This is a genomic window from Bradyrhizobium sp. Crot121, assembly GCF_059512385.1.
Window position 1 is genome coordinate 452,546 of record NZ_JCAMOR010000001.1, and the last position, 21,832, is coordinate 474,377.

The window sequence follows — 21,832 nt, forward strand, 5'->3', positions numbered from 1 at the left end:
ATCGTTCCTATCGTAAGGCAGCGTGATGCTGCGCGGCTCGCTTTCAGATACTTCCTGCCGGTTCTCCTGCTCGAATCTTCTTCGGCAAAGGCCCAGCAGCCTGAGACGTCCCATGTCTTGCCTCCGGTGAGCGTTATCCAGCCGCAAAAGCCTGCGGCAAAGCGTCTCAATCATCAGCGTTCAACTTCCGCAGCGCGACCTGCGCAATCTCAGTCGAGCCGGAGCCCGGCGGCGCGAAGCACCACGCCCTCCGCAACATCCGACAGGCCATCTCCGACGCTAAACCTGAACAAGCTGAACGCGAGTGGCAGCCGCCTCAACCTCACTCCGCTGCAGACGCCCGCCAGCGTCGAAACGATTACGTCGCAGACCATCGCAGAACGCGGCCAGCATAATGTCACGGACGCGGTCACCCAGAACGCAGTGGGCTTTACCGCGAGCCCGGCGCCCGGCAATGGCGGCCTCTCGTTCAGCACGCGCGGCTTCACCGGAAGCAATTCGGTGATGACGCTGTACGATGGCACTCGCCTCTATGTTGGCGCAGGAACCGTGACCTTTCCATTCGATACGTGGTCGGCGGATCGCATCGAGGTCATGCGCGGGCCAGCCTCCGTTCTGTACGGGGAAGGCGCAATTGGTGGGATCATCAATGTGATCCCCAAGAAACCGGTCACGACGCCCTACAACGATGCCGAGATATCGCTCGACACCAATACGACGCGACGCATTGCGGTGGATAGCGGCGGCCCGATCAATCCGAACGTATCCTATCGCGTCAATGCCATCGGCAACATCTCGAACGGCTGGGTTGATCGCGACGAGACGTCGAATGTTGCGGTCTCCGCCGCGGTGCGGGTCCAGGCCGCCGAAAACCTCGCTTTCACACTCTCGAACGACTACAGCAATCGAAGCCCCTCGCGCTATTTCGGCACACCGCTGATCAACGGCGGGATCGACGACACGTTGCGGTTCAAGAACTACAACGTGCTCGACAGCGCGATCCGCTATCAGGATAACTGGAGCCAGTTCAAGACCGAGTGGGACGTGACGGAAGGAGTCAAGGTCCAGAACACACTCTACTATCTGACCAGCCGTCGGCATTGGCGTGATGTCGAGAACTATAGTTGGAATCCTGCAACACGGTTGATCGACCGAACCAGCTACATCGAGATATTCCACGACCAGGCTCAGGTCGGTAACCGGATGGACGCAACGTTTCGTGGTCATCTGCTGGGCTTCGCCAACGAGTTCGTTGCGGGCTTCGACGTCAACCGGATCGATTTTACCCACACCAACAATTCGCCCTATGGCGGCGCATCTTCGGTTGATCCCTATGCCGGCGACATGGGGTCTTTTGCGACCTCCACGACGCGAACCACGCCCGGCTACAATGCGATCGTCAATCAATATGCGTTGTTTGCCGAGGACCGGCTGTCGCTGACCGATCAGTTGTCCGTTGTAAGCGGTATCAGGTTCGACCGGCCGGATGTCGACCGCACCGATTACAGGACACCAACGAATAATTTCGATATCTCGCTGTCGGGCACGAGCTGGCGAACCGGCGTGGTCTACACGCCCGTCTCGAACCTCGCCTTTTACGGACAGTATGCGACAGCCGTCGATCCCGTCACCAATCTCATCTCGCTGTCGGCCACGCAGAAAACCTTCCAGCTTGCCACGGGCAAGCAAACCGAGGTTGGGGTCAAGCAATCATTCTGGGGCGGCCGTGGTGAATGGACGCTGGCAGGTTACGAAATCGTCAAGAACAACCTGCTGGTCCCGGATCCCAACAATCCCGCCGGCCTGGCGCTGCAAGTCGGCCAGCAATCGTCGCGCGGGATCGAAGCATCGATCGGCCTGGCACTGAATGATGGTTGGCGCGTCGATGCCAATCTCGCGGTGCTGCGGGCCCGGTACGACAACTTCAGCCAGGTGGTGGGCGGCAAACTCGTCAGCTACGCCGGCAACGTTCCGACGAATGTGCCGCAGCAGGTATCGAACGTGTGGCTGACCTGGGACTTCGCGCCGAACTGGTCCGTCTACGGCGGCGTGCAGATCGTAGGGCAAACATTCTCCGATAACGCCAATACCCAGCTTCGCCCCGCCTACACCGTGGTCAACGGCGGACTGCGCTGGAAGCCTGACGGGCAAACCACGGTGGCGCTTCGCCTCTACAATCTCTTCGACACTGTCTACGCCACGTCCGCCCCTTCCGGGCAATGGCTGCTCGGCATGCCGCGCACGGCAGAAGTGTCCGTCAACGTGAAGTTCTGATCATGCGCCGCGCGTTGATCCGGAAAGGACGGCGGTGGCTTTACATCACCCATCGCTGGATCGGCATCGCGACCTGCCTGCTGTTTGCGATGTGGTTCGTCTCGGGCATCGTCATGATGTACGTGGCGTTCCCGCAGTTGACCGATCGCGAGCGCTGGGCGGCGCTGCCACCGATCGCCTGGGACCGCGTGCTCGTGGCGCCCGATCGGGCCATGGCCATCGCCGGTGTTGCGAACTATCCGCGCGATCTTCGCCTCGTCATGCTGAACGATATCCCCGTCTATCGGCTGCTGGACTGGAATGGCGCACGCAAGACCATATCGGCAACGGACGGTCATTCGATCGAGGACATCACGACCGAGCAGGCGCTGGCGATCGCCCGCCATCATCCGAATGCCGTGCATCCAAGGCTGATTGGCACAATCGAACGCGATCAATGGAGTGTCACGGCGCGCTATGATCCCTTGCGGCCGCTCCTCCTGGTGTCGCTCGGAGATGAAGCCGGAACCGAGCTCTATGTCTCGGCGAAGACCGGTGAACTGGCGCTCGACACCACGCGACGTGAGCGGATCTGGAATTGGCTAGGCTCGATCCCACACTGGATCTATCCCACGGTCCTCCGCCAGGATGGCGCAACTTGGCGGCAAGCGGTGCTCTGGATATCAGGCATCTGCCTCGTGGTGGCGGTTACCGGTTTCTGGATCGGCATTCTACGGCTGCGATTGCGCCAGCGTTATGCCCGGGGCAGCATCACGCCTTATCGGGGATGGATGGCCTGGCATCACATCGCCGGATTGATCGGCGGCATCTTCGTCCTGACATGGACATTCAGCGGTTGGCTGTCGCTTAATCCGAGCGAGTATTTTGCAGGCCGAGGCCCGAGCCGGGAGATGGCGGTCCGATATGCTGGGCATGATGCGCCGCGGATTGTCGCAGCCTTCCAATCGATGCCTCCGCTCGGAGCGGTCGAAGCTCGCTTTGTCTGGCTCGGCGGCCATCCGCTGATGGTGCTCACCGACCGCGACGGCGATCAGACTGTTGCCGATCCGGCAAGCGGCGCCACGAAGGTGCTTTCCGACGACGAGATTTTCTCAGCGGCGAATAGCTTGTTGCCAAACGCCGCGATGACCGCGCGCCTCCGCCTCCAGCAGTTCGATGATTATTGGTATTCGCATCACAATGAGCGGCTTCTGCCGGTGTTGCGCGTGGGCTTCGACGACGCGGCTGAGAGCTGGTTCTACATTGATCCGCGCAATGGCGATATTCTCGGCCGCGTCGACAACAGCCGCCGGGCGTATCGCTGGCTGTTCAATGCGCTGCACAGTCTCGATTTTCCGCCGCTGCTGCGCCATCGCCCAGCATGGGACATCGCTGTGTTGCTGCTGTCGCTCATTGGAATGATCATATCGACGAGTGGCATCGTCATAGGCTGGCGGCGACTGCGATCCTAGGGACAATGTCCGGCGCGCGGTGACAGCCAAGAGATCAGGACAAAGGCCGCAGCAGCCAAGCCGAATCTCCTTTACAAAACCTGAGCGCGAGATCAGTATCTCTACACGCGGAGATTTCACGTCGGCAGGTTTCCATGAGAAACTACGAAGCGAGCCGCAGGTTCATTTCGGAAGTCACCGCAATGGTCAGTCGTCTGGAGGCCATTCGCCACTACTGGGCGCGGCATCTCGGCATAACCGATGCTCAGTGGATCATTATTGTTGCCTTGGCCGAGTTAGACGGACGCGAGGGTGTATCCGTCGAGGCCATAGCGAAGACGCTGCAGGTGAATACATCTTTTGTCGTGAGGCAATTGAAACTGTTGGAGAGAGCGGGTCTGCTTCAACGTGAGTCCCCCTCCTCGAACACTCAGCTAGCAACTCTCTCTTTGACAGAAGCTGCCTACGCGCATCTGGCGATGCTGTCGTCTGAACAAGATGCGCTGCATGAGTTCATTCTGGCTGAGTTTGGACGCCCTGAACTCGACAGGGTGATCGACAGGCTCGCCAGTTTGAACCATCAGCTTGAAAAGGCCGCGGACGAAAAGGCCCCGCTATCTTCGTAGCGCAGTCTATCCGAGGCCGCGTCCTCACTGCACCGCATAGCAAAACTTGTCGCGCAAACAGAAACCCCCGGCAATCGCTTGCCGGGGGCCTTGATTAAGATTCCTTTGACGAGTGGATCAGAAGTTGCGCTGAACGCGGACGTTCAAGCTGTACGTATCCTGGTCCCTGAAGTCGTACCGAGCGGTCGGCATCGGCGCCGATGGGGTAAGGATAGCGGAGCCAGTGAACTTCTGGTCGAGATGGAACCACATGAATTCGGCCGAGAACGTCAGGTTCTTGACCGGGGTCCAGCGGGTGATCGTACCGAGCTGCGAGACATTGAAGTCGGGGTTACAGCTGAAGTCGGCACTGACCGCCGAGAGGCGGGCAGCAGTGAAGGTGGAGCAGACGAAGAATTTTGCCGTGTTATCGTAGCTGACCGCCGAGTAGCTGCCGAACAAGCTGCTCGACCAGTAAGGATCCCAGTTGTGGTTATACGCACCACGGACGCCCCATGCTGTCGTCAGATGGATTTTCCCATCAGCACCAAACAACGGGCCCGCAAGGCCGGCCGGTGCCCACACTCCGTCAGTCACCGCCCCGAAGCCGATGCTTCCGAAGGAGCCGAAATTATTGGCGCCACCGAAGATCGTGAAGGGGTTAGGCGATGTCGCCGACGTCGAGATCACCTGCTTGGTGTTACCTTTGGCAAAGGTGGCATCGATCTTGAAGTCGTCGCCGGGGCCGGTCGGGATGTTCTTGATCTGCAACGCAGCCATCACCGCACCACCCCACTTGGTGTCGGGGTGACCGGAGAGTTCAGACAGGTTGGTCGGCGCCGCACCCGGCAGACCGGTTGCACCAGCGGGAGCACCGACCGTATTCAGGACGTTGTAGGAGCCGTTGACTTCATGTGCCGAAGCCGAAATCTGGAACAGACCCCAAGCCTGATCGATGCGGATGTTACCGACGACGTCCGGCGCATGCACACCGGCATAGGCGTTGGCGACAGCGCCCTGTGACGTGAGCGGCACGGTCAGGTTGGCCACGACGGTGCGGTCGAAGACGGTCGGATCATCAAGGCCGATGGTGCCCGAGATGCCGTTGCCGAACTGCGCAGTGTACTGGATGTTGTTCACGCCGGTGACGGTGTCATGACCGCCGAGCAGGAAGGACGAGTTGTTGCCCGGATAACCATGCCATGGCGTCGCGAAGGCCGAAGCCGACTTACCGAAGGTGAAGCCCGCGAACTGAATGAACACGAATTCGACCGCGACATAGCCGCCGCCGGGGGTATCAAGCAGGTTGGCGCTTGCGACCGGCAGGCTCTGGTTGATCGAGTTCGGGTTGTAGGTGTTGTTGCCGAGCGTCGAGAACTGGAAGTCGGCCTGACCGAAGGTGCGGACGACGCCATATTCCGTTGCTGTGCGGGTATCGACCGTCAGCGCCATGCGGGAGCGGGCGGAGAAGTAGTCTTGATAGCGGTTGGTTTGACCCGCATCACCGCTCCAGGCTGGCGCATTGTAGATGCCGCCGTTGAACGTGGTGTCGACACGCAGGTAGCCACCGATCTTCATGCAGGTGTCGGTGCCAGGGATGTACCAGAAACCGGCGCCGTAAAGCGAACAGATCCTCACGTACTCGACCGCTTTGGCCTTGACGGGAAGATCGGCCGCCTGTGCCCCGCCCATGGCGAGCAGACCCGCCGCTGAGCCGAGGATAAGGCTCTTAACCATCTTCATGTTAAACCTCCAAGTTGCTCTATAAGGAAGAGCTGCGGATCCGCCGGGTAAACACCCTGAAGCTGATTCCCTAGTCCCCCCAAAACCCGTCAAGCCGCTTCGCGCTTTCGGACTCCCGCGAAAACGCGAGGGACTTAAGCGAACCACCAAGAACGGGACGACTTCGGGATGCCCCCCTCCGTCGCTGTTCCATAAGAAACGAAGGTCTCCTAAGGCGCAACAAGAGAGAGAGGACTCCGCAGGCGCCTTCGCTTCTTTTCGGACGCATGTTGCACAAATATCACGGCACCGTGAGTGCGCGTGATCGAATAACACACTGAAATACTTAGCTTATTTTGCCTCAGCGTCGGACTGAAATTTAGGCACTCATCAGAAGGGAACTCGATAGCGCGTGCGCGGAGAGGTTTACGACGGCATGAGATGTACCCCACGAGAGAATCATCGGGGAGAATCATTCTTCCTTGGTGTCGCCGATCGATTGCTGGACCCATGTGCCTCGCAACCCGCCAAGACCTTGCGGCGAAGGAGCCGACGAAGGCGCAGGCGATCGACCAGGCGATCAATGAGAGGTTGTCGCTGGCTCAAGATCAGGTGCTCACGCTGCAAGATGCCGCATGGCATCGATCTCGCCATCCTGCCGCACATGGCGACCATGGCAGTCCATGAGCTTGCCATCCGGCTGCACCGCCAGGAATGCGCCGAGCAGGTGCTCCAGCTAGCGTTGCAGGGCACATCGCCCGGTCCGCCCCATTGATCTACGTCAATATGTAGTTGTTACCGTTCTTCCCTTTATTGCGGGCGGCCTTGGCACCGTGGGCGGGCCGAGCACCTTTCGGATTGTCGTAACGCCCGCCCCGATCGGATCGAGACCCGCGCTACGCTGCTATCCAACGTCTTCAAGGAGGAAAATATGCTGAACATGCGAACACTGTTGGCAGTCGCCATACTTCCATTCCTTGCAATCTCATCATCGGCACAAACAGGACAACAGATGGATAGGACTAGGGCCATACGCGCTGAATGCTTCAGGCAGGCCAATGAGGCGGCAAGATCCCAAGTGGGCATGGCTTCTGCTAATCCCGCTGCCACTGCCGAAGGGAACGCTGTCGGCGCAGACGCCTATTACTCGTGCATCCGTAGAAACGGGCTCCGAAGGTAAACACACCCTCGCCGAGGATCGGTCTCACCTGCATCCACTTGCGCTTGGACTGCCGAAATATCCCGGAGCGCGAGATACTCACGCAGGTCCGGCAGATCCTCGACGAGTGCTGCCGCCAATGCACAAGCACTTGCCGTACAGGCTATTGCGACCGCCGTCGTCTGAACCAGCTGCGATGCCGCGCTGTCATCGACACGGCTATCATCGACGTGCGGAGCAATATGCATTTTGTGCCAAGTATTCGAGCAGTTGCCCACAGGTAATACTGGTCCTACAATACAACCGAGATCTCGGCCCGCCTCGGATCTCGAATCGACTTGATGGCGTTGCCCGCTCTTCTTTTGCGACCGAAATCGCTCTTCCCGATTCCCAGTGTTCTCCTTGCTGTAAGCTTAGTTGTCCCGAGTGATTAGTAGCTCTGTTTTCGGGAGAGAACAGAAATGGCGTGGAGTAGAGTTTTTAATTTATCTGATCCGTCACAGTGCAAGGCAGTTATTTGGTCCGCGGACATAGAACTTTTTCCGACGGCGAAAGGAAGCTTTCATGCCGAAATTGCGCAGATCGGCATAAACAGGCTTTTGGTGCAACGATATCAAGTGTCGCTTCCGCAGGTTAACACCCTCGCGATCAGTCCAGGCCGCAGATCAATTGGCTTTCTTACCGAACCCAATGAATCGGCCTTCCTGCACTGCGGCCTGGAGGTCTTGGCCAGCGATCTCGTCGTAAACAGGTCCGACGTCGTACATCAACGATCTGGCGCAAACCTCCACTATGGCACGATCTCTCTCGCGGCTGATGACTTTGATGCTGCTGCCGAGGCAGTACTCGGTCGCGAGTTTGTCGAAATGCCGCAGAATCGAATTGTCCGCCCGCATTCTGCGGCGATGCTCCGACTGCTGAAACTGCACAAGAGCATTGGGCTGCTCGCTCATGACATGCCGGATGTTCTCGAAATCCCGGAAGTGGGACGGGCACTCGAGAATGAGCTCACTTATGTCATGGTGAGGTGCGTTGCCCAAGGCGCCGCTGTAGAGTCGAGGACCGGTAGCCGTCGTCACGACGCCATCGTCGCACGATTTGAGGAATTCCTGGAGGCCAATCCCGACCGGCCGCTTTATCTTGCGGAAATCTGCGCAGCGATTGGCGTCGCGGAGCGCACGCTCCGCGCCTCCTGCGAAGAGCATTTAGGAATGGGGCCGATCCGTTATCTCGCCCTGCGCCGAATGCACCTCGTACACCGCGCGCTCCTGAGCTCGGACCATTCAAAGCGGACCGTCACCCAGATTGTCACCGACCACGGTTTTTGGGAACTCGGCCGCTTTTCGGTTGCCTACCACGCACTGTTTGGCGAGGCGCCATCGCATACCTTGCGGCGATCGGTCGAGCTGCCGGAAACGCGTCCCAATCGCCCAACATCGCTTGCAGCCACAAACTTGCGGGCAGCTTGAGCCAGACAGGGACTTAATACAATGTCGTGGGCAAGAGTTCTCAGATTTACCGATCCGTTTCCCTGTCAGGCGGCCGTTCAAGCGACTGATGTCGAGATACTCCCCACAACGAAGGGAGATTTTTGGGCCGAGATTACACAGATTGGCATGACCAGACTTTGGATGCAGCGTTTCACTGTATCTTTGCCGCAAATCAGCAACGTTGCGTGCAGACCCGACCGGCGATCGATCATCTTTCTCACCGAATCCAATTCGTCCCCACTACAGCACTGTGGCCAAGACGTCTTGCCTGGTGACATCATCATTAACAGAACTGACGTTGCACATCATCGATCCGGCCATGATTATCATTTAGGGGCGATGTCTCTCCCGATCGATGAATTCGACGCCGCGGTCGAAGCGATAGCTGGCGGTGGTTTCAGCAAGCGGCTGGATGAGCGTAGCGTTCACCCGAATCCTGCGTTGATGTCGCGGCTGCTGAAGCTGCACAAGGTGGTCGGACAACTCGCCCATGAAACCCCCGATGTACTCGCAATACCGGAAGTGCTTCGTGCCCTCGAGAGCGAACTGGTGCATGTCATGGTCCGGTGCCTCGTGGAATGCGTCGTGCTGGAAACGACCATGGGCGACCGTCGCCATGACGCGATCGTCGCGCGGTTCGAGGAATTTTTGGAGGCCAATCCCGACCGCCCACTTTATCTCACGGAAATCTGCGCGGCGATTGGTGTCGCCGAACGCACCCTTCGCGCCTCCTGTGAGGAACATTTTGGCATGGGACCGATCCGTTATCTCACCTTGCGCCGAATGCACCTTGTGCGGCGGGCGCTCTTGAGGTCGGACCCATCAACGGCAACTGTCACGCAAATCGTGGCCGACCACGGCTTTTGGGAACTGGGGCGCTTTTCAGTTGCCTACCGAATGTTCTTCGGAGAAACGCCGTCGTGCACCTTGCGGCGCCCGCCGGCGGACCCGAGGGTTCGGCTCGACCGCCCATCAACCCTTGCTTTTGCCGGGCCCGGCCTCGCCTGAACCGGGTGCGCGTGATCGCAAACGCGCGGTCGCCTGCGACAAAATCATGCCACTACGCGCGGAAAATCGCTAAATTCGGAAAAACCTCCGGATAAGGCGGTGAGTTCGATTGCTCTCTTGCTGGCTTCGCTCTCCCCTGCAAGAGGGGAGAAGGAGGCCCTTTGGAATGCGCAAACGCATTTTTTACGGGGCACTCGTTGTTTTCGTTCTGCTCGCAAATACGCAGCGGATTTCTGCGGCTTGCGTCGATCCCACACAGGTTGCGCACTCAGCGGTCAGCATCTTCAGGCATTTCGATGACGCGGAGCGCGAGTCGCATCGGGGCCTCGTCGGCGTGCGAGGCACCGGTTGGTTCCTGTCACCAACAACGATCGTCACCGCTGAACATGTCACCGCCGGCATGGAGCTATCGACGCAGGACTGGAAGTCGCTTGAAATCGTGGACGGGAACGACAGTCAATTCATCGCCGCCCGAATCCTGCGCCTGGCTGGAGGGCAGATGGAAAAGCTGGCCGTAATCGAACTCGGACGCGCCGTTCTCAACGCCCAGAGTGCGGCGATCCGCCACGAGCCACTCGTTCCGGAAGAGCAGGTCGTGGCGCTTGCCTATGGGGCAGGCCGCCCGCAACTCGTCGGAGGACGGTTCGTTCGATTTGGAGACGGCGGGAAGTTGTCGGGCATGGCACTCCTTGAAATGTATGAGGGCGAGAATCGCCTTATCATCGATCACGGTGCGTCGGGAGCACCGGTTCTTGATTGCGGAGGTCGCGTTACGGCGGTCCTGAGCCACGTGTTTACCCAGAACGTTGGGTGGGCCCACCGGCAGATCAGGACTTCGACAGCATGGGGAATGCCCAACGTCGCGTCCGTGCCGGTCCAGGCGTTGGAAGAATTTGCCGAGACGAGATGAGAGCCGGGTCGTCGCATCGTCAGTGTCGCCACAAAATGGGCATCCGGCCACAATTGCTCCGCCAACTACGAAAGACCGCCCGCGGGCGGTCTTTCCACTGAGGGGGCACCTATGGTCGCAGCACCTGGTCGAGATTATCGACCGGCTTGCCGGATTTGCATATTCTTCACATTCCACCCCCGCCATCGACCTTCCGAACCCGCATAGCCGACGACGGCCGACTGCTTGATGCTGCCTTCCTCGATGAGACCGGACCGTGCACCGGTCCGACGGGACGGCGCAGATGGCAGAAGGCGCGACACTCACGTTTGGCGACGCTGACGGCTATGCCGCAGGATTCGGCGATGTCCGTATCAATCTAACGATAACGGGTGCCGGCGATTTCGAGGCACGGCTAACACGGTTGAGATTGAACCACCTGGAATTGTGTCGGTGCCGGGAAATCCTTCCGCGCATCGCATATATTTCGCTGCCCCCCGAACGGATATTCCTTTCTTTTCCGCTGGGTACCGCGTCCCTCGTGTCCGATGGGCTTGTCTTGCGGAACGGCGACATGGTTTTGCACGGTCGCGGCGAAAGCACCCATCAGCGCTCCCACGGCGCGTCCCAATGGGGCTTGATAGCCCTATCGCCGGACCAATTCGGGACTTGCAGCAAAGCCTTGACTGGACGGGAAATCGCGCCGCCGCCCGTGAGCAGAGTGCTCCACCCTACCCGCGCGGATATATCAAGATTTCGTCTTCTCTTCAGAGAAGCTTGCTACCTTGCAGAGGCTGGACGGAAATTGATCGAGCGCCCCGAGGTAGCAAGAGCGCTGGAGCAGGAATTGCTCCACGCGATCATCGATTGTCTGACCGCCGACGACATCGACAACAATAACTCCAAGGCAAGACACCATCACACTGCCGTCATGCATCGATTCGAAGATGGCCTAAGCAAACGCATCGATCAAAGACTCAAAATGCCTGCGCTTTGTGCCGAGATCGGCGTGCCGGAGCGTAGCCTGCGGATGTGTTGCGCGGAGTTCCTCGGCGTAAGCCCCGCACGATATCTCTTGTTGCGGCGATTGAACCAGGCTCGTTCGGCACTGCGACGCGCCGATCCTTCGATAGCCACCGTCGCGGAGGTCGCGCGAAATCATCAATTCCTGGAGCTTGGACGCTTTGCGGTGACGTATCGCACCACCTTCGGAGAGTCGCCTTCCGTCACGCTGCAACGCGATCCGTGATCTGATCCGCCGAAAGCGCACAGCCAGCCCTGCGAAGCCAACATTAGCCTCAGCCTCGTAGGCGAGGCTTTCAATCCTTTGTGCCGATTGACGACTGCGGGCCTAGTCGCTGCGGAACGGCGGCAACGCGCTTTGGTATACCGCTTTCCATCACGCCCTCAATCTGCCGAATGTGCATAGCGCATTCAGGGCCTTTCGCCCAATTTGCCGTCGCAAAGCGTCGGACCGATTGCCGGTTGCGATCTCGCATGAACCGGCAAAGGCAAGTTGGTCGGCGGGTGGAGGTGGGCGAAGGCTGCGGCCCGGGGCTTTCGGCAGCCGCCAACTAAGGAAGCAACCATGAGCTTGTTCCGACCAATTTCGGGCGCTCTTGTCTTGGCGTGTGCTGCGCTCGGCGCCCCGGCGACTGCCTTCCAGTACGACTGGAACCTGTTGCCGATCGGTCAGCAGCTATGGCTGCAGCACCTCCTGACATACGAGAAATTCCCGCCGCTGCAGGCGCCGGAGAGCTACAACCTCAGCGGGATCCTGGACGAGGTCAAGAAGGCCCATTCCCGCGCAGCGAGCGACTAAGCTGCATGAAGCGTGCGCGATGTGAACAGGCAGACGCCCTACGGGGCGTCTGCACACGACAGTTGGAGCGAAAGATGGCTTCTACGCCTGCCCAGAATATTCAACCTTCGCTCCGATCCGTTCGAGCGGGCTCAGCACGAGTCCGGCGACTACGTGCGCTGGGTCATCGAACACGCCTTCCTGCTCGTGCCGCGCAAGCGATCGTGGCGCAGAATTAGGAGACGATCATGCAAGCTCTCTTGCACTATCGCACGAACCGCCGCGTTCTGATTTCGATCTTGACGCTGTTGCCTGCCTTGTCCAGTCCGCTCCTGACGATCCCGGCATTGGCGCAAACAACGTCGCAGGCTCCATTGCCTTCATGGAACGATGGGGCCGCGAAACAGGCGATCCTCGACTTCGTGCGCGTCACGACCGACACCGCGAGCCCGAACCACGTGCCACCGGAGAATCGAATTGCCGTCTTTGACCAGGACGGCACGCTCTGGGTCGAGCATCCGATGTACACGCAAGTGCTCTACTGCCTGGAGCGCGTCCCGGCGGTGGTCGAGAAAAAGCCGGAGCTCAAGAACGTCGCGCCGTTCAAGACCGTGCTCTCGGGCGATCGGGAGGCGATCGCCAGGCTTTCCTTGAGGGACCTGGAGGAGATCCTGGCTGCGACGCTGACGGGGATGTCGGTGGAGGAGTTCAAGGCCGAAGCGAAGCAGTGGATCGCGACCGCGCGGGATCCACGCTGGAAGCGCCCCTACACCGAGCTCGTTTATCAGCCGATGCTCGAAGTCCTGCAATTCCTGCGTGATAACGGTTTCAAGACCTTTATCGTGACAGGTGGAGGGCAGGACTTCGTGCGTGTATACGCCGAACAGGTCTATGGCATCCCGCCTGAGCAGGTCGTCGGTACCGCGGGGGGAACGAAATACAGCTACGGCAAGGACGGCAAGCCGTTTTTGACCAAGGAGCCTAAGCTTATCCTGAACGACGACAACGCCGGCAAACCGGAAGGGATTCACCTCATGATCGGACGTCGGCCGTATGCGGCGTTCGGCAACTCGACGGGCGATCGCGAGATGCTGGAGTGGACCGGTGCGGGTGCTGGTGCGCGTCTGAAGATGCTGGTGCTGCATGACGATGCCGCCCGCGAATACGCCTACGGCCCGGCACAAGGTCTGCCGGACACCAAGGTCGGCACTTTCACGCCCGCGCTCTATGACGAGGCCAGGAAGGACGGCTGGACGGTGATCAGCATGAAAGACGATTGGAAGCGACTGTTTCCGTTCGAGCAGTAGCACCGATTCTGAAGGGGACCCGGCAGGCGATGGACCGGCTCAGCCGGCAATGTCGCGCGGACATTTTGCCGAATCTGCATAGCGCGGGACAGCACCAGAGGATTTGCTGGAATTCGTCCTTAGCCTGCAGCGGGTAGCAATTCGTGGCGCGCAGCGACAACAGAGCAGATAGGAACCAGAGGCCACCGACGCGCGCCGCCACGTGGATGGCGATGGCAGTTCTCGCGTTGGGTGGTTGTGCACTCCTGTTTGCCACCAATGGCGGTATCGTCCGCCCGGCGGCTTTTCGTTCAAGCAAGGCCGCCTCTGCTGCCGTCTTTGTCGGCAGTGAAGCCTGCGCCAGGTGCCATCAGGCCGAAACCGCGTTGTGGAAGGAGTCCCAGCACAAGCATGCCATGCAGCACGCCACCGCCGCTTCCGTGCTTGGGAATTTCAATGACACCGGTTTCGACTATTTCGGCGTCCATTCGCGGTTCTTCAAGAAGGAGAACAAATTCTTCGTCGAGACGGATGGTCCTGACGGCAAGCTTGCGAACTTCGAGATCAAGTACACCTTCGGCATCGATCCGCTCCAGCAATATCTGATCGAGTTCCCCGATGGTCGTATTCAGGCGCTTTCAATCGCCTGGGATAGCCGGCCGAAGGACAAGGGCGGGCAACGCTGGTTTCATCTCTATCCCAATGAGGAGATCAAGCACGACGACGTGCTGCACTGGACCAAGCTCAATCAGAACTGGAATTTCATGTGTGCGGAGTGCCACTCCACGGGCATCCGGAAGAACTACGACGCGGCCGAGGACCGCTTTCGCACGACCTGGACGGAGATCAGCGTCGGCTGCGAGGCATGCCACGGCAAAGGCTCGCGGCACGTCGCTTGGGCGCAGAGCCAGCGGAACTGGTTTGGAAAAGACGATGACACGCGCAAGGGGCTAGCCGTCTTGCTGAACGAGCGGGATGGCATTAGTTGGCACCCCGATCCGAAGACCGGCAACCCGCAACGCAGCATCGCTCCTGCGGTGACACGCAGGGAGGTCGAGACTTGCGGATTGTGCCACGCCCGACGCGGTGAATTTTCGGAAGACTGGGTACCAGGACAACCATTGTCCGACACGCATGCCGTTTCCCTCCTTGCTCCTGGCCTGTATCACGCGGACGGGCAGATGCTCGATGAGGTCTATAACTACGGCCCGTTCAAGCAAAGCAAGATGTTCGCGGCTGGCGTGACCTGCAGCGACTGCCATGACCCTCATGCGGCCAAGCTCCGCGCTTCAGGCGACGGCGTTTGCCTGCAATGCCACGCCTCCGACAAATATGAAGTTGCCTCACATCATCGCCACGAAGGCGTTGTGCCGGCCGTGGCTTGCGCGTCGTGCCACATGCCGGTCAGCACCCACATGGTGATCGACAAGCGGCATGACCACAGCCTTCGAATTCCGAGGCCGGATCTCTCCGTAAAGCTTGGCACCCCGAATGCCTGCAACAATTGTCATGCCGACAGATCCGCACAATGGGCGGCCGACGCGATCGAGCGCTGGCACGGACCGGTCCGGAAAGGCTTTCAGAATTACGCCGAGGCTTTCCAGGCTTCCTGGACCGGCCGCGCCGACGCTGCCACACTGCTGGCCCTGGTGGCGGCCAATCCCACCGCGCCGACCATCGCACGTGCGAGCGCGCTTGGCGAACTTCATTCGCGGGTCTCGGGCGCGAATATCGAGCTTGCGCGCAAGGGATTGGCAGATGCCGACCCGATGGTGCGGGTCGCAGCGCTTGACATGCTCGACGGCCTTCCGGGCGAGCGGATCTGGCCGTTGGTCGCGCCGCTTCTTGCCGATCCAAGCGGCGGCGTTCGTATCAGGGCGGTGTCGATCTTGGCCGCCGTTCCGAGCGCGGCCCAGCCCTCGGCGGACCGCGCAGCCTTCGAAGGGGCCGCTGCCGAGTTCATTGCGGCGCAACGTCTCAACGCCGACCGACCCGAGGCACGATCGACCCTCGGAAACTTCTTTGCGCGGCGCGGATTGGCAGCCGATGCAGAGAGCGAATACAAGGCGGCCCTGCGGCTCAGCCCGCAATATGCGCCTGCGGCGATCAATCTGGCGGACCTTTATCGGCAGCTTGGCCGGGACCGCGACGGCGAAAGTGTTCTGAGAACTGCGATCACGTCTTCACGCCAGGACGCCGGCTTGCACCACGCCCTCGGGCTCAGCCTGACGCGGCAGAAGCGGCCGGATGACGCGCTTGGCGAATTCCGCACGGCGAGCGAGCTCGAACCTGACCGGTCGCGCTACGCCTATGTCTACGCCGTGGCACTACATTCGTCGGGCCGCATCGGGGAATCGATTGAAGTCTTGAAGGCGAACCTGACCCGCCATCCGGACGATCGCGAGTCCCTGTCTGCCCTCGTCTCGTTCAGCCGCGATTCCGGCAATATTGCTGCCGCCCTTGAATACGCCGAGCGACTGTCTCGCCTCCTGCCGAATGACCGTGAACTGACCCGCCTCGCCGACGATCTTCGCGCACGTTTGAAGTGAGTTGACAGCGCTTTCCTGCCGCTGCGGACGAACTGCGCATCGCAGGAGAGTATCGGCGGCACACCGAGTTATGTCAGTCTGCTGACCCTTCAAATGTCGAACTGGAAGTGATCCTGCCTCGCAGAACAGGACCATATTTTCGTGATCGTGATAGCGTGCGTAGCTCGCCGATCTTCCTTGCCGATCGACGCTGCCTTAACACGTCAGCACAGCTTACCTAGCGCCGCCGACACTGTGCTGATTCGGCGCATCTATGTCTTTATCTTTGCTGGGCGAGATGAGACCTTGTCATCGGACGCGATGATAACAACGATCGGAATGGCAGGAAGACCCAGGTGGGCCGAACGAACAAGGAAGTGGCCATGTCCACGTCTGCGTGTGCCGACCGTTTGAACAGAATGCGTCGCATGCGGCAGACCGGACTGCTGATCTTGGTAGCTCCCGTGCTGCTAGCGGCTTGTCAACGTGAGCCAGAAACATCGGCTCCAGCAATCCGTCCGGTTCGAACCGTAACCGTTGAAAAGAGCAAGGCCGGAACACCGCTCACATTTACCGGCAGGATTGAAGCCGAGGACGAGGTCTCGCTTTCATTCCGTATTGGCGGTCGGCTTCTCGAGAACAACGGCAAGCTCGGAGATCGGGTGAAGCGCGGTCAGGTCGTCGCGCGCCTTGAACCTCAGAACGAGATGAACGGCCTGCGGCAGGCGCAGGCTGCTCTCGCAGCCGCCCAGGGCCAATTGGTCCAGGCCCGCAATCAGTTCGAGCGCCAGCAAACTCTCTTCGCGCAAGGCTGGACCACGAACGTCAACTTCGACCAGGCAAAACAGGGCCAACAGACCGCTCAATCGCAGGTCGATGCGGCCGAGGCCCAGCTCAAGATCGCACATGATCTGGTTGGTTTCACCGAGCTCAAGGCCGACGCTCCGGGTATTCTGACGACAATTGGTCCCGCCGCAGGTGAAGTCGTCCAGCCCGGACAAAGCATCGTCAGGCTTGCCCGCAAGGATGGCCGCGATGCCGTTTTCGACATCCCGGCCCAGGTCATCCGAACGGCGCCGAGCGATCCTGAAATCAGTGTGAGTCTGACCGACGACCCCGCGGTGACCGCGCGAGGCCGCATCCGCGAGGTCGCCCCACAAGCCAATCCGGCGACACGCACCTTCGAGGTCAAGGTTGGCCTGACCGATCCTCCGCCGGCCATGCGCCTCGGCGCAACCGTCACCGGACGCCTGGAGACGGAGGCTGTTCCGATCATTGAAATCCCGGCCACGGCGCTAACGAGAGTAAATCAACAGCCCGCCGTGTGGGTCGTCGATCCCTCGAAGAATACCGTATCATTGCGAAACGTCGACGTGCTGCACTTCAACCAGGCGCTGGTAGCGGTTTCCCAAGGAATCGACACCGGCGAAATCGTGGTCACGGCAGGCGTGCAAGCCCTGCACCCCGGCCAGAAGATTCGCATACTCGGCTCGGGGCGGTCATGAGATTCAATCTTTCCGAATGGGCGCTGAATCACCGCTCGTTCGTAGCTTTTCTCATGATCATCGCTGTCGTTGCCGGCGTTGTATCCTATTTCCGTCTTGGGCGCAGCGAGGATCCCACCTTCATCATCAAGACGATGGTTGTTCAGGCGGCGTGGCCTGGAGCAACCATCGAGGATACCCTCAAGCAAGTGACGGAACGACTTGAGCGCAGGCTGCAGGAAACGCCGCATCTCGACTTCCTGCGCAGCTATACCAAGGCCGGCATCACGACGATTTTCGTCAACTTGAAGGGCAACGCAAACGCCAAGGAGGTGGCCGACACCTGGTATCAGGTTCGCAAGAACATCGGTGATATCAGGCATACACTGCCAGCCGGGATCGTTGGGCCCGGCTTCAACGACGATTTCGGCGCTACATTCGGGATCATCTACGGTTTTACGAGCGATGGGTTCACCCATCGCGAACTTCGCGATTACGTTGAAGACATCCGCTCGAAGCTGCTTCTTGTTCGCGACGTCTCGGAAATCGAACTGCTGGGCGCCCAGGACGAACGGATCTTTGTCGAGTTCTCGACCCAAGAACTCGCCGGGCTCGGCATCGACCGCACGGCGCTCATTGCCGCGCTCCAGGCCCAAAACGTCGTGCGTCCGGCCGGCACGATCCAGACCGGCGATGAGAGTCTTTCGCTGCAGGTTTCAGGTGCATTTCGGACGGAGCAGGACGTCGCCAACGTCAACTTCATTGCGGGCGGACGGACGCTCCGCCTGAGTGACATAGCGCAGGTTCGGCGCGGCTATTCCGATCCCCCGCAGCCCATGTTCCGCGTCAACGGCGAGCCAGCGATCGGGCTTGCCATCGCCATGCGGGAGGGGGGCGATATTCTCGCCCTCGGCAGGAACATCAAGCAGGCGATGGACCAGATCACCGCGGATCTGCCGATGGGGATCCAGCCAATCCTGGTCGCCGATCAGGCCGTTACGGTCGATGGCGCGATCTCCGAGTTCATGACGTCGTTGTTGCAGGCGATTGCCATCATTCTCGTGATCAGCTTCATCAGTCTGGGCCTCCGCCCGGGGTTGATCATCGCACTTTCGATTCCTTTGACGCTCGCCATCGTGTTTCCGATCATGCAGATGGCGGGCATCGACATGCAGCGGATATCGCTCGGCGCCCTCATCATCGCGCTGGCCCTGCTCGTCGATGACGCGATGACCACCACCGACGCCACGCTCAACCGGCTCGTTGCGGGCGATGACAAGATTGAAGCTGCGACTTTCGCATTCCGGACCTATGCGTTCGCCATGCTCGCAGGAACGCTGGTAACTATCGCCGGATTTGTTCCCGTCGGCTTTGCAGCCAGCTCCGCGGGAGAATACACCTTCTCGCTATTTGCCGTCGTCAGCATCGCACTGCTCGTATCCTGGTTCGTGGCGGTCGTCTTCGCGCCACTGCTCGGTGTCGTCATTCTGAGACCACCCCAGACCTTGCAAACCGCGACCCCCGGCAGAATTCTCTCTTGGTATCGAGGCTTCCTGACCGCCGCTATGCGGGCAAAATGGGTGACTATTCTTCTCACCGTGGCGCTCTTCGTTCTGTCCTATCTCGCCCTTCCGCTCATTCCCCGCCAGTTCTTTCCGTCCTCCGATCGTCCGGAGCTTCTGGTCGATATCAGCCTGCCGCAGAATGCGTCGATCTATGCCAGCGAAGCCGCCGCGAAGCGCTTCGACGCGGCGCTGAAGGGCGATGCGGACGTGGCGCGCTGGAGCACCTATGTCGGACGCGGCGCCATTCGCTTCTATCTGCCGCTCAATGTCCAGTTGGCGAACGACTTTTTCACGCAAGCGGTGATCGTTGCAAAAGATGTCGCCGCACGCGAACGAATTCGCGTCAGGCTTCAAGAACTCCTGGCCAATGAATTCCCGAATGCGATTTCCCGGATCTCTCCGCTCGAACTCGGCCCGCCGGTCGGCTGGCCTGTGCAATATCGTGTGAGCGGCCCCGACATTGACCAGGTGCGGGACATTTCGCTGACGCTTGCCCAGATCATCGCGACCAACCCGCAAGCCGCGCAGGTCAATTTCGACTGGATCGGGCCGGCGCGTCAGCTCCGCATCCGTGTCGACCAGGACGAGGCGCGATCGCTGGGTCTGAGCTCGCAAGCCGTGGCTAACGTCCTGAACACTGTGATTTCAGGCACGCCTGTCACCCAGGTTCGCGACGACATCTATCTTGTCGATATCCTCGTGCGCGCGACCGACGAACAGCGCGTCTCGCTGGCGAACCTGAGCACCTTGCAAGTGCCGCTGCCTAACGGGCGAACAGTTCCGCTCAACCAGTTCGCTACATTCGAATACAAGCAGGAATATCCGTTGGTCTGGCGGCGCGATCGCATACCTACGCTCACGGTGCAGGCCGATGTGGCGCCCGGGGCGCTTCCGGAAACCGTGATCAATGCGCTTGCGCCGGCGGTCGATAAGCTGGCAGCAACCCTTCCCCGCAGCTATCGCATCGTCGTGGGCGGAACCGTCGAAGAAAGCCAATATTCGCAAGCTTCCGTCATCGCCGTTGTTCCGGTCATGCTGTTGCTGATGTTCACGGTCCTCATGGCCCAGTTGCAGAGTTTTCAGCGGCTGTTCCTGGTCCTCAGCGTCGCGCCTCTCGGCTTGATCGGCGTTGTCGCGGCGCTTCTCGTGTCCCGCAGGCCGCTCGGCTTCGTCGCCATCCTTGGCATTCTGGCTTTGATCGGCATGATTACCAAAAACGCCGTGATCCTGATTGGCCAAATCGAAGCCGAACGCGCACGGGGAGAGAACGTCTGGTCAGCCGCAATCAATGCCAGCAGCTCCCGCTTCCGCCCAATCATGCTGACCGCCGTATCGACCGTTCTCGGCATGATCCCGATCGCTCCAACGGTGTTCTGGGGACCGATGGCCTTCGCGATCATGGGAGGATTGCTGGTCGCGACGATACTTACACTTATCTTCCTTCCTACCCTGTATGTAGCTTGGTTCAAGGGAACCGAAAAATCAGCCGATCCGCAGATGCCGGCGGAGATCGGTATTCCGAGGATCAACGCATAACACTGGGTTGCTGACAGTCTGGGTTGCTGACAATGGCGCCAAATCAGCCCGCCAGCGAAACGACCGAGCGGTTTCCTATGGCTATCGGTGCTTCTCACATTTATCTGGTTCGCGGCGAACTCGCCCTTCGCCATCAGCGCGCGCGACCGCGCGTTGATTTCCGTCGCTCTGGCCTACATGTTCACGCGCAAACCGAGCGCGTGGCGAGACGTCCGTCAGCGGCATCACGCAGAGGATTTGCCACGCCAGATATTGGCTCGATCGCAGCGGGCTAGTTTCCACGAAAGACTGGCCTGCGCTTCTCTCGCTGAGCCGCCCGACCCTCCGCATAATCTTGACTGGCATAACATCGATCCGCCGCCCGCTGCGCACGTTCGAGATCCGGCGGTCCGTCGCGCCGAGCAAGTTCATGGAATGCGATCCGCGCTGCGGCCAGACTAAGCGGTGCACCAGACAACAAATCGCCTACCGCCGTGTCCACGATAGTTGCCATCGCTCCGACGCTGTCGGCCAACCAGTTTACCAAACCAAGACGAAGCGCATCCTCGCCTCCGTAGCGTCGCCCTAACAATACCATCTCGCGTGCCTGAGCCAGCCCGACCACATTGAGGATGGTCGCTATATCTTCGAGCCGATAGGGCAGACCGAGCCTTACCGCAGGTACTCCAAACTGCGCGTTCTTCGTGCAGACCCTCATATCGCACATCAGAGCCAGCTCAAAGCCAGCTCCAAGGCAATAGCCGTTGATCGCAGCAATGCTCGGCTTTATCAGCGCGCGAAACTGAGTAGCCACATCGCGTTGCAGGGCGTTGTAAGCCGCTGCAGCGACAGGATCGGCCCGAACCTTGTCGAACTCGCTGATATCGTTGCCCGAGCAGAAGCTGCGGTCGCCCGCGCCCTGAAGCACCAGGACACGGACGGCGGCATCATCCTGCACCTTCGCCAGAAGCTCTGGGAAGGCGCGCCACATGTCCTGGTTGATGGCGTTCAGCCTGGATGGATTGTCGAATGTGAGCCGAGCAACACCTCCGTCAATCGTCAGACGTAACATTCTC

General features: G+C 59.9%; 15 protein-coding genes. 13 read left to right on the forward strand and 2 right to left on the reverse strand.

Translation table 11 applies throughout. The annotated features are described in order from the left end of the window. The 3 genes from AC5ZGW_RS02045 to AC5ZGW_RS02055 all read left to right on the forward strand — a co-directional run bounded on the left by AC5ZGW_RS02045 (position 1) and on the right by AC5ZGW_RS02055 (position 4,330). On the forward strand, positions 1 to 2,274 hold the full coding sequence (locus tag AC5ZGW_RS02045) for a TonB-dependent receptor (protein ID WP_463328148.1): 2,274 nt from the start codon (positions 1 to 3) through the stop codon (positions 2,272 to 2,274). A 2-nt stretch (positions 2,275 to 2,276) separates the two neighbouring features. Next, the gene (locus AC5ZGW_RS02050; RefSeq protein ID WP_130223238.1) at positions 2,277 to 3,725 is read left to right on the forward strand and encodes a PepSY domain-containing protein; all 1,449 of its coding nucleotides are present in this window, start codon (positions 2,277 to 2,279) and stop codon (positions 3,723 to 3,725) included. 134 nt (positions 3,726 to 3,859) lie between these two features. Then, the gene (locus tag AC5ZGW_RS02055) at positions 3,860 to 4,330 is read left to right on the forward strand and encodes a MarR family winged helix-turn-helix transcriptional regulator (RefSeq protein WP_130223240.1); all 471 of its coding nucleotides are present in this window, start codon (positions 3,860 to 3,862) and stop codon (positions 4,328 to 4,330) included. 117 nt (positions 4,331 to 4,447) lie between these two features. Here the strand turns inward: AC5ZGW_RS02055 and AC5ZGW_RS02060 are convergent, their stop codons facing one another. Beyond that, the gene (locus AC5ZGW_RS02060; protein ID WP_130223242.1) at positions 4,448 to 6,052 is read right to left on the reverse strand and encodes a porin; all 1,605 of its coding nucleotides are present in this window, start codon (positions 6,050 to 6,052) and stop codon (positions 4,448 to 4,450) included. 607 nt (positions 6,053 to 6,659) lie between these two features. Here AC5ZGW_RS02060 and AC5ZGW_RS02065 point away from each other — a divergent pair. The 10 genes from AC5ZGW_RS02065 (at position 6,660) to AC5ZGW_RS02110 (ending at position 20,777) form a co-directional block, all read left to right on the forward strand. After that, entirely contained in the window at positions 6,660 to 6,806 is a 147-nt protein-coding gene (locus AC5ZGW_RS02065) for a hypothetical protein (protein ID WP_165435048.1), read from the forward strand. A gap of 845 nt (positions 6,807 to 7,651) precedes the next feature. Then, positions 7,652 to 8,659 (forward strand): AraC family transcriptional regulator, encoded by a 1,008-nt coding sequence (locus AC5ZGW_RS02070; RefSeq protein ID WP_130223244.1) that lies wholly within the window; start codon positions 7,652 to 7,654, stop codon positions 8,657 to 8,659. A gap of 162 nt (positions 8,660 to 8,821) precedes the next feature. Next, positions 8,822 to 9,688 (forward strand): AraC family transcriptional regulator, encoded by an 867-nt coding sequence (locus tag AC5ZGW_RS02075; protein ID WP_165435049.1) that lies wholly within the window; start codon positions 8,822 to 8,824, stop codon positions 9,686 to 9,688. A gap of 166 nt (positions 9,689 to 9,854) precedes the next feature. After that, the gene (locus AC5ZGW_RS02080; RefSeq protein WP_130223248.1) at positions 9,855 to 10,598 is read left to right on the forward strand and encodes a S1 family peptidase; all 744 of its coding nucleotides are present in this window, start codon (positions 9,855 to 9,857) and stop codon (positions 10,596 to 10,598) included. A 283-nt stretch (positions 10,599 to 10,881) separates the two neighbouring features. Continuing rightward, positions 10,882 to 11,826: a helix-turn-helix transcriptional regulator gene (locus AC5ZGW_RS02085; protein ID WP_130223250.1), complete on the forward strand. Its 945-nt coding sequence runs from the start codon at positions 10,882 to 10,884 to the stop codon at positions 11,824 to 11,826. A gap of 339 nt (positions 11,827 to 12,165) precedes the next feature. Continuing rightward, on the forward strand, positions 12,166 to 12,399 hold the full coding sequence (locus tag AC5ZGW_RS02090) for a hypothetical protein (protein ID WP_130223252.1): 234 nt from the start codon (positions 12,166 to 12,168) through the stop codon (positions 12,397 to 12,399). Positions 12,400 to 12,626: 227 nt separating this feature from the next. After that, complete coding sequence (locus AC5ZGW_RS02095) at positions 12,627 to 13,685, forward strand: HAD family hydrolase (protein ID WP_130223254.1); 1,059 nt, start codon at positions 12,627 to 12,629, stop codon at positions 13,683 to 13,685. Positions 13,686 to 13,891: 206 nt separating this feature from the next. Next, a complete protein-coding gene (locus AC5ZGW_RS02100; protein WP_130223256.1) occupies positions 13,892 to 16,213 on the forward strand; it encodes a tetratricopeptide repeat protein in 2,322 nt (773 codons plus the stop codon). 398 nt (positions 16,214 to 16,611) lie between these two features. Beyond that, positions 16,612 to 17,697, forward strand: coding sequence for an efflux RND transporter periplasmic adaptor subunit (locus AC5ZGW_RS02105; RefSeq protein WP_130223320.1), 1,086 nt, complete (start codon positions 16,612 to 16,614; stop codon positions 17,695 to 17,697). After that, positions 17,694 to 20,777 carry an efflux RND transporter permease subunit gene (locus tag AC5ZGW_RS02110; protein WP_130223258.1) on the forward strand — a complete coding sequence of 1,028 codons (3,084 nt, stop codon included), beginning with the start codon at positions 17,694 to 17,696 and terminating at the stop codon, positions 20,775 to 20,777. Before AC5ZGW_RS02105 ends, AC5ZGW_RS02110 begins: the two co-directional genes overlap by 4 nt. Positions 20,778 to 21,048: 271 nt before the next feature. On the opposite strand, the gene AC5ZGW_RS02115 is transcribed toward AC5ZGW_RS02110, so the two are convergent. Further along, a complete protein-coding gene (locus AC5ZGW_RS02115; RefSeq protein WP_130223260.1) occupies positions 21,049 to 21,828 on the reverse strand; it encodes an enoyl-CoA hydratase-related protein in 780 nt (259 codons plus the stop codon). Positions 21,829 to 21,832 lie beyond the last annotated feature (4 nt).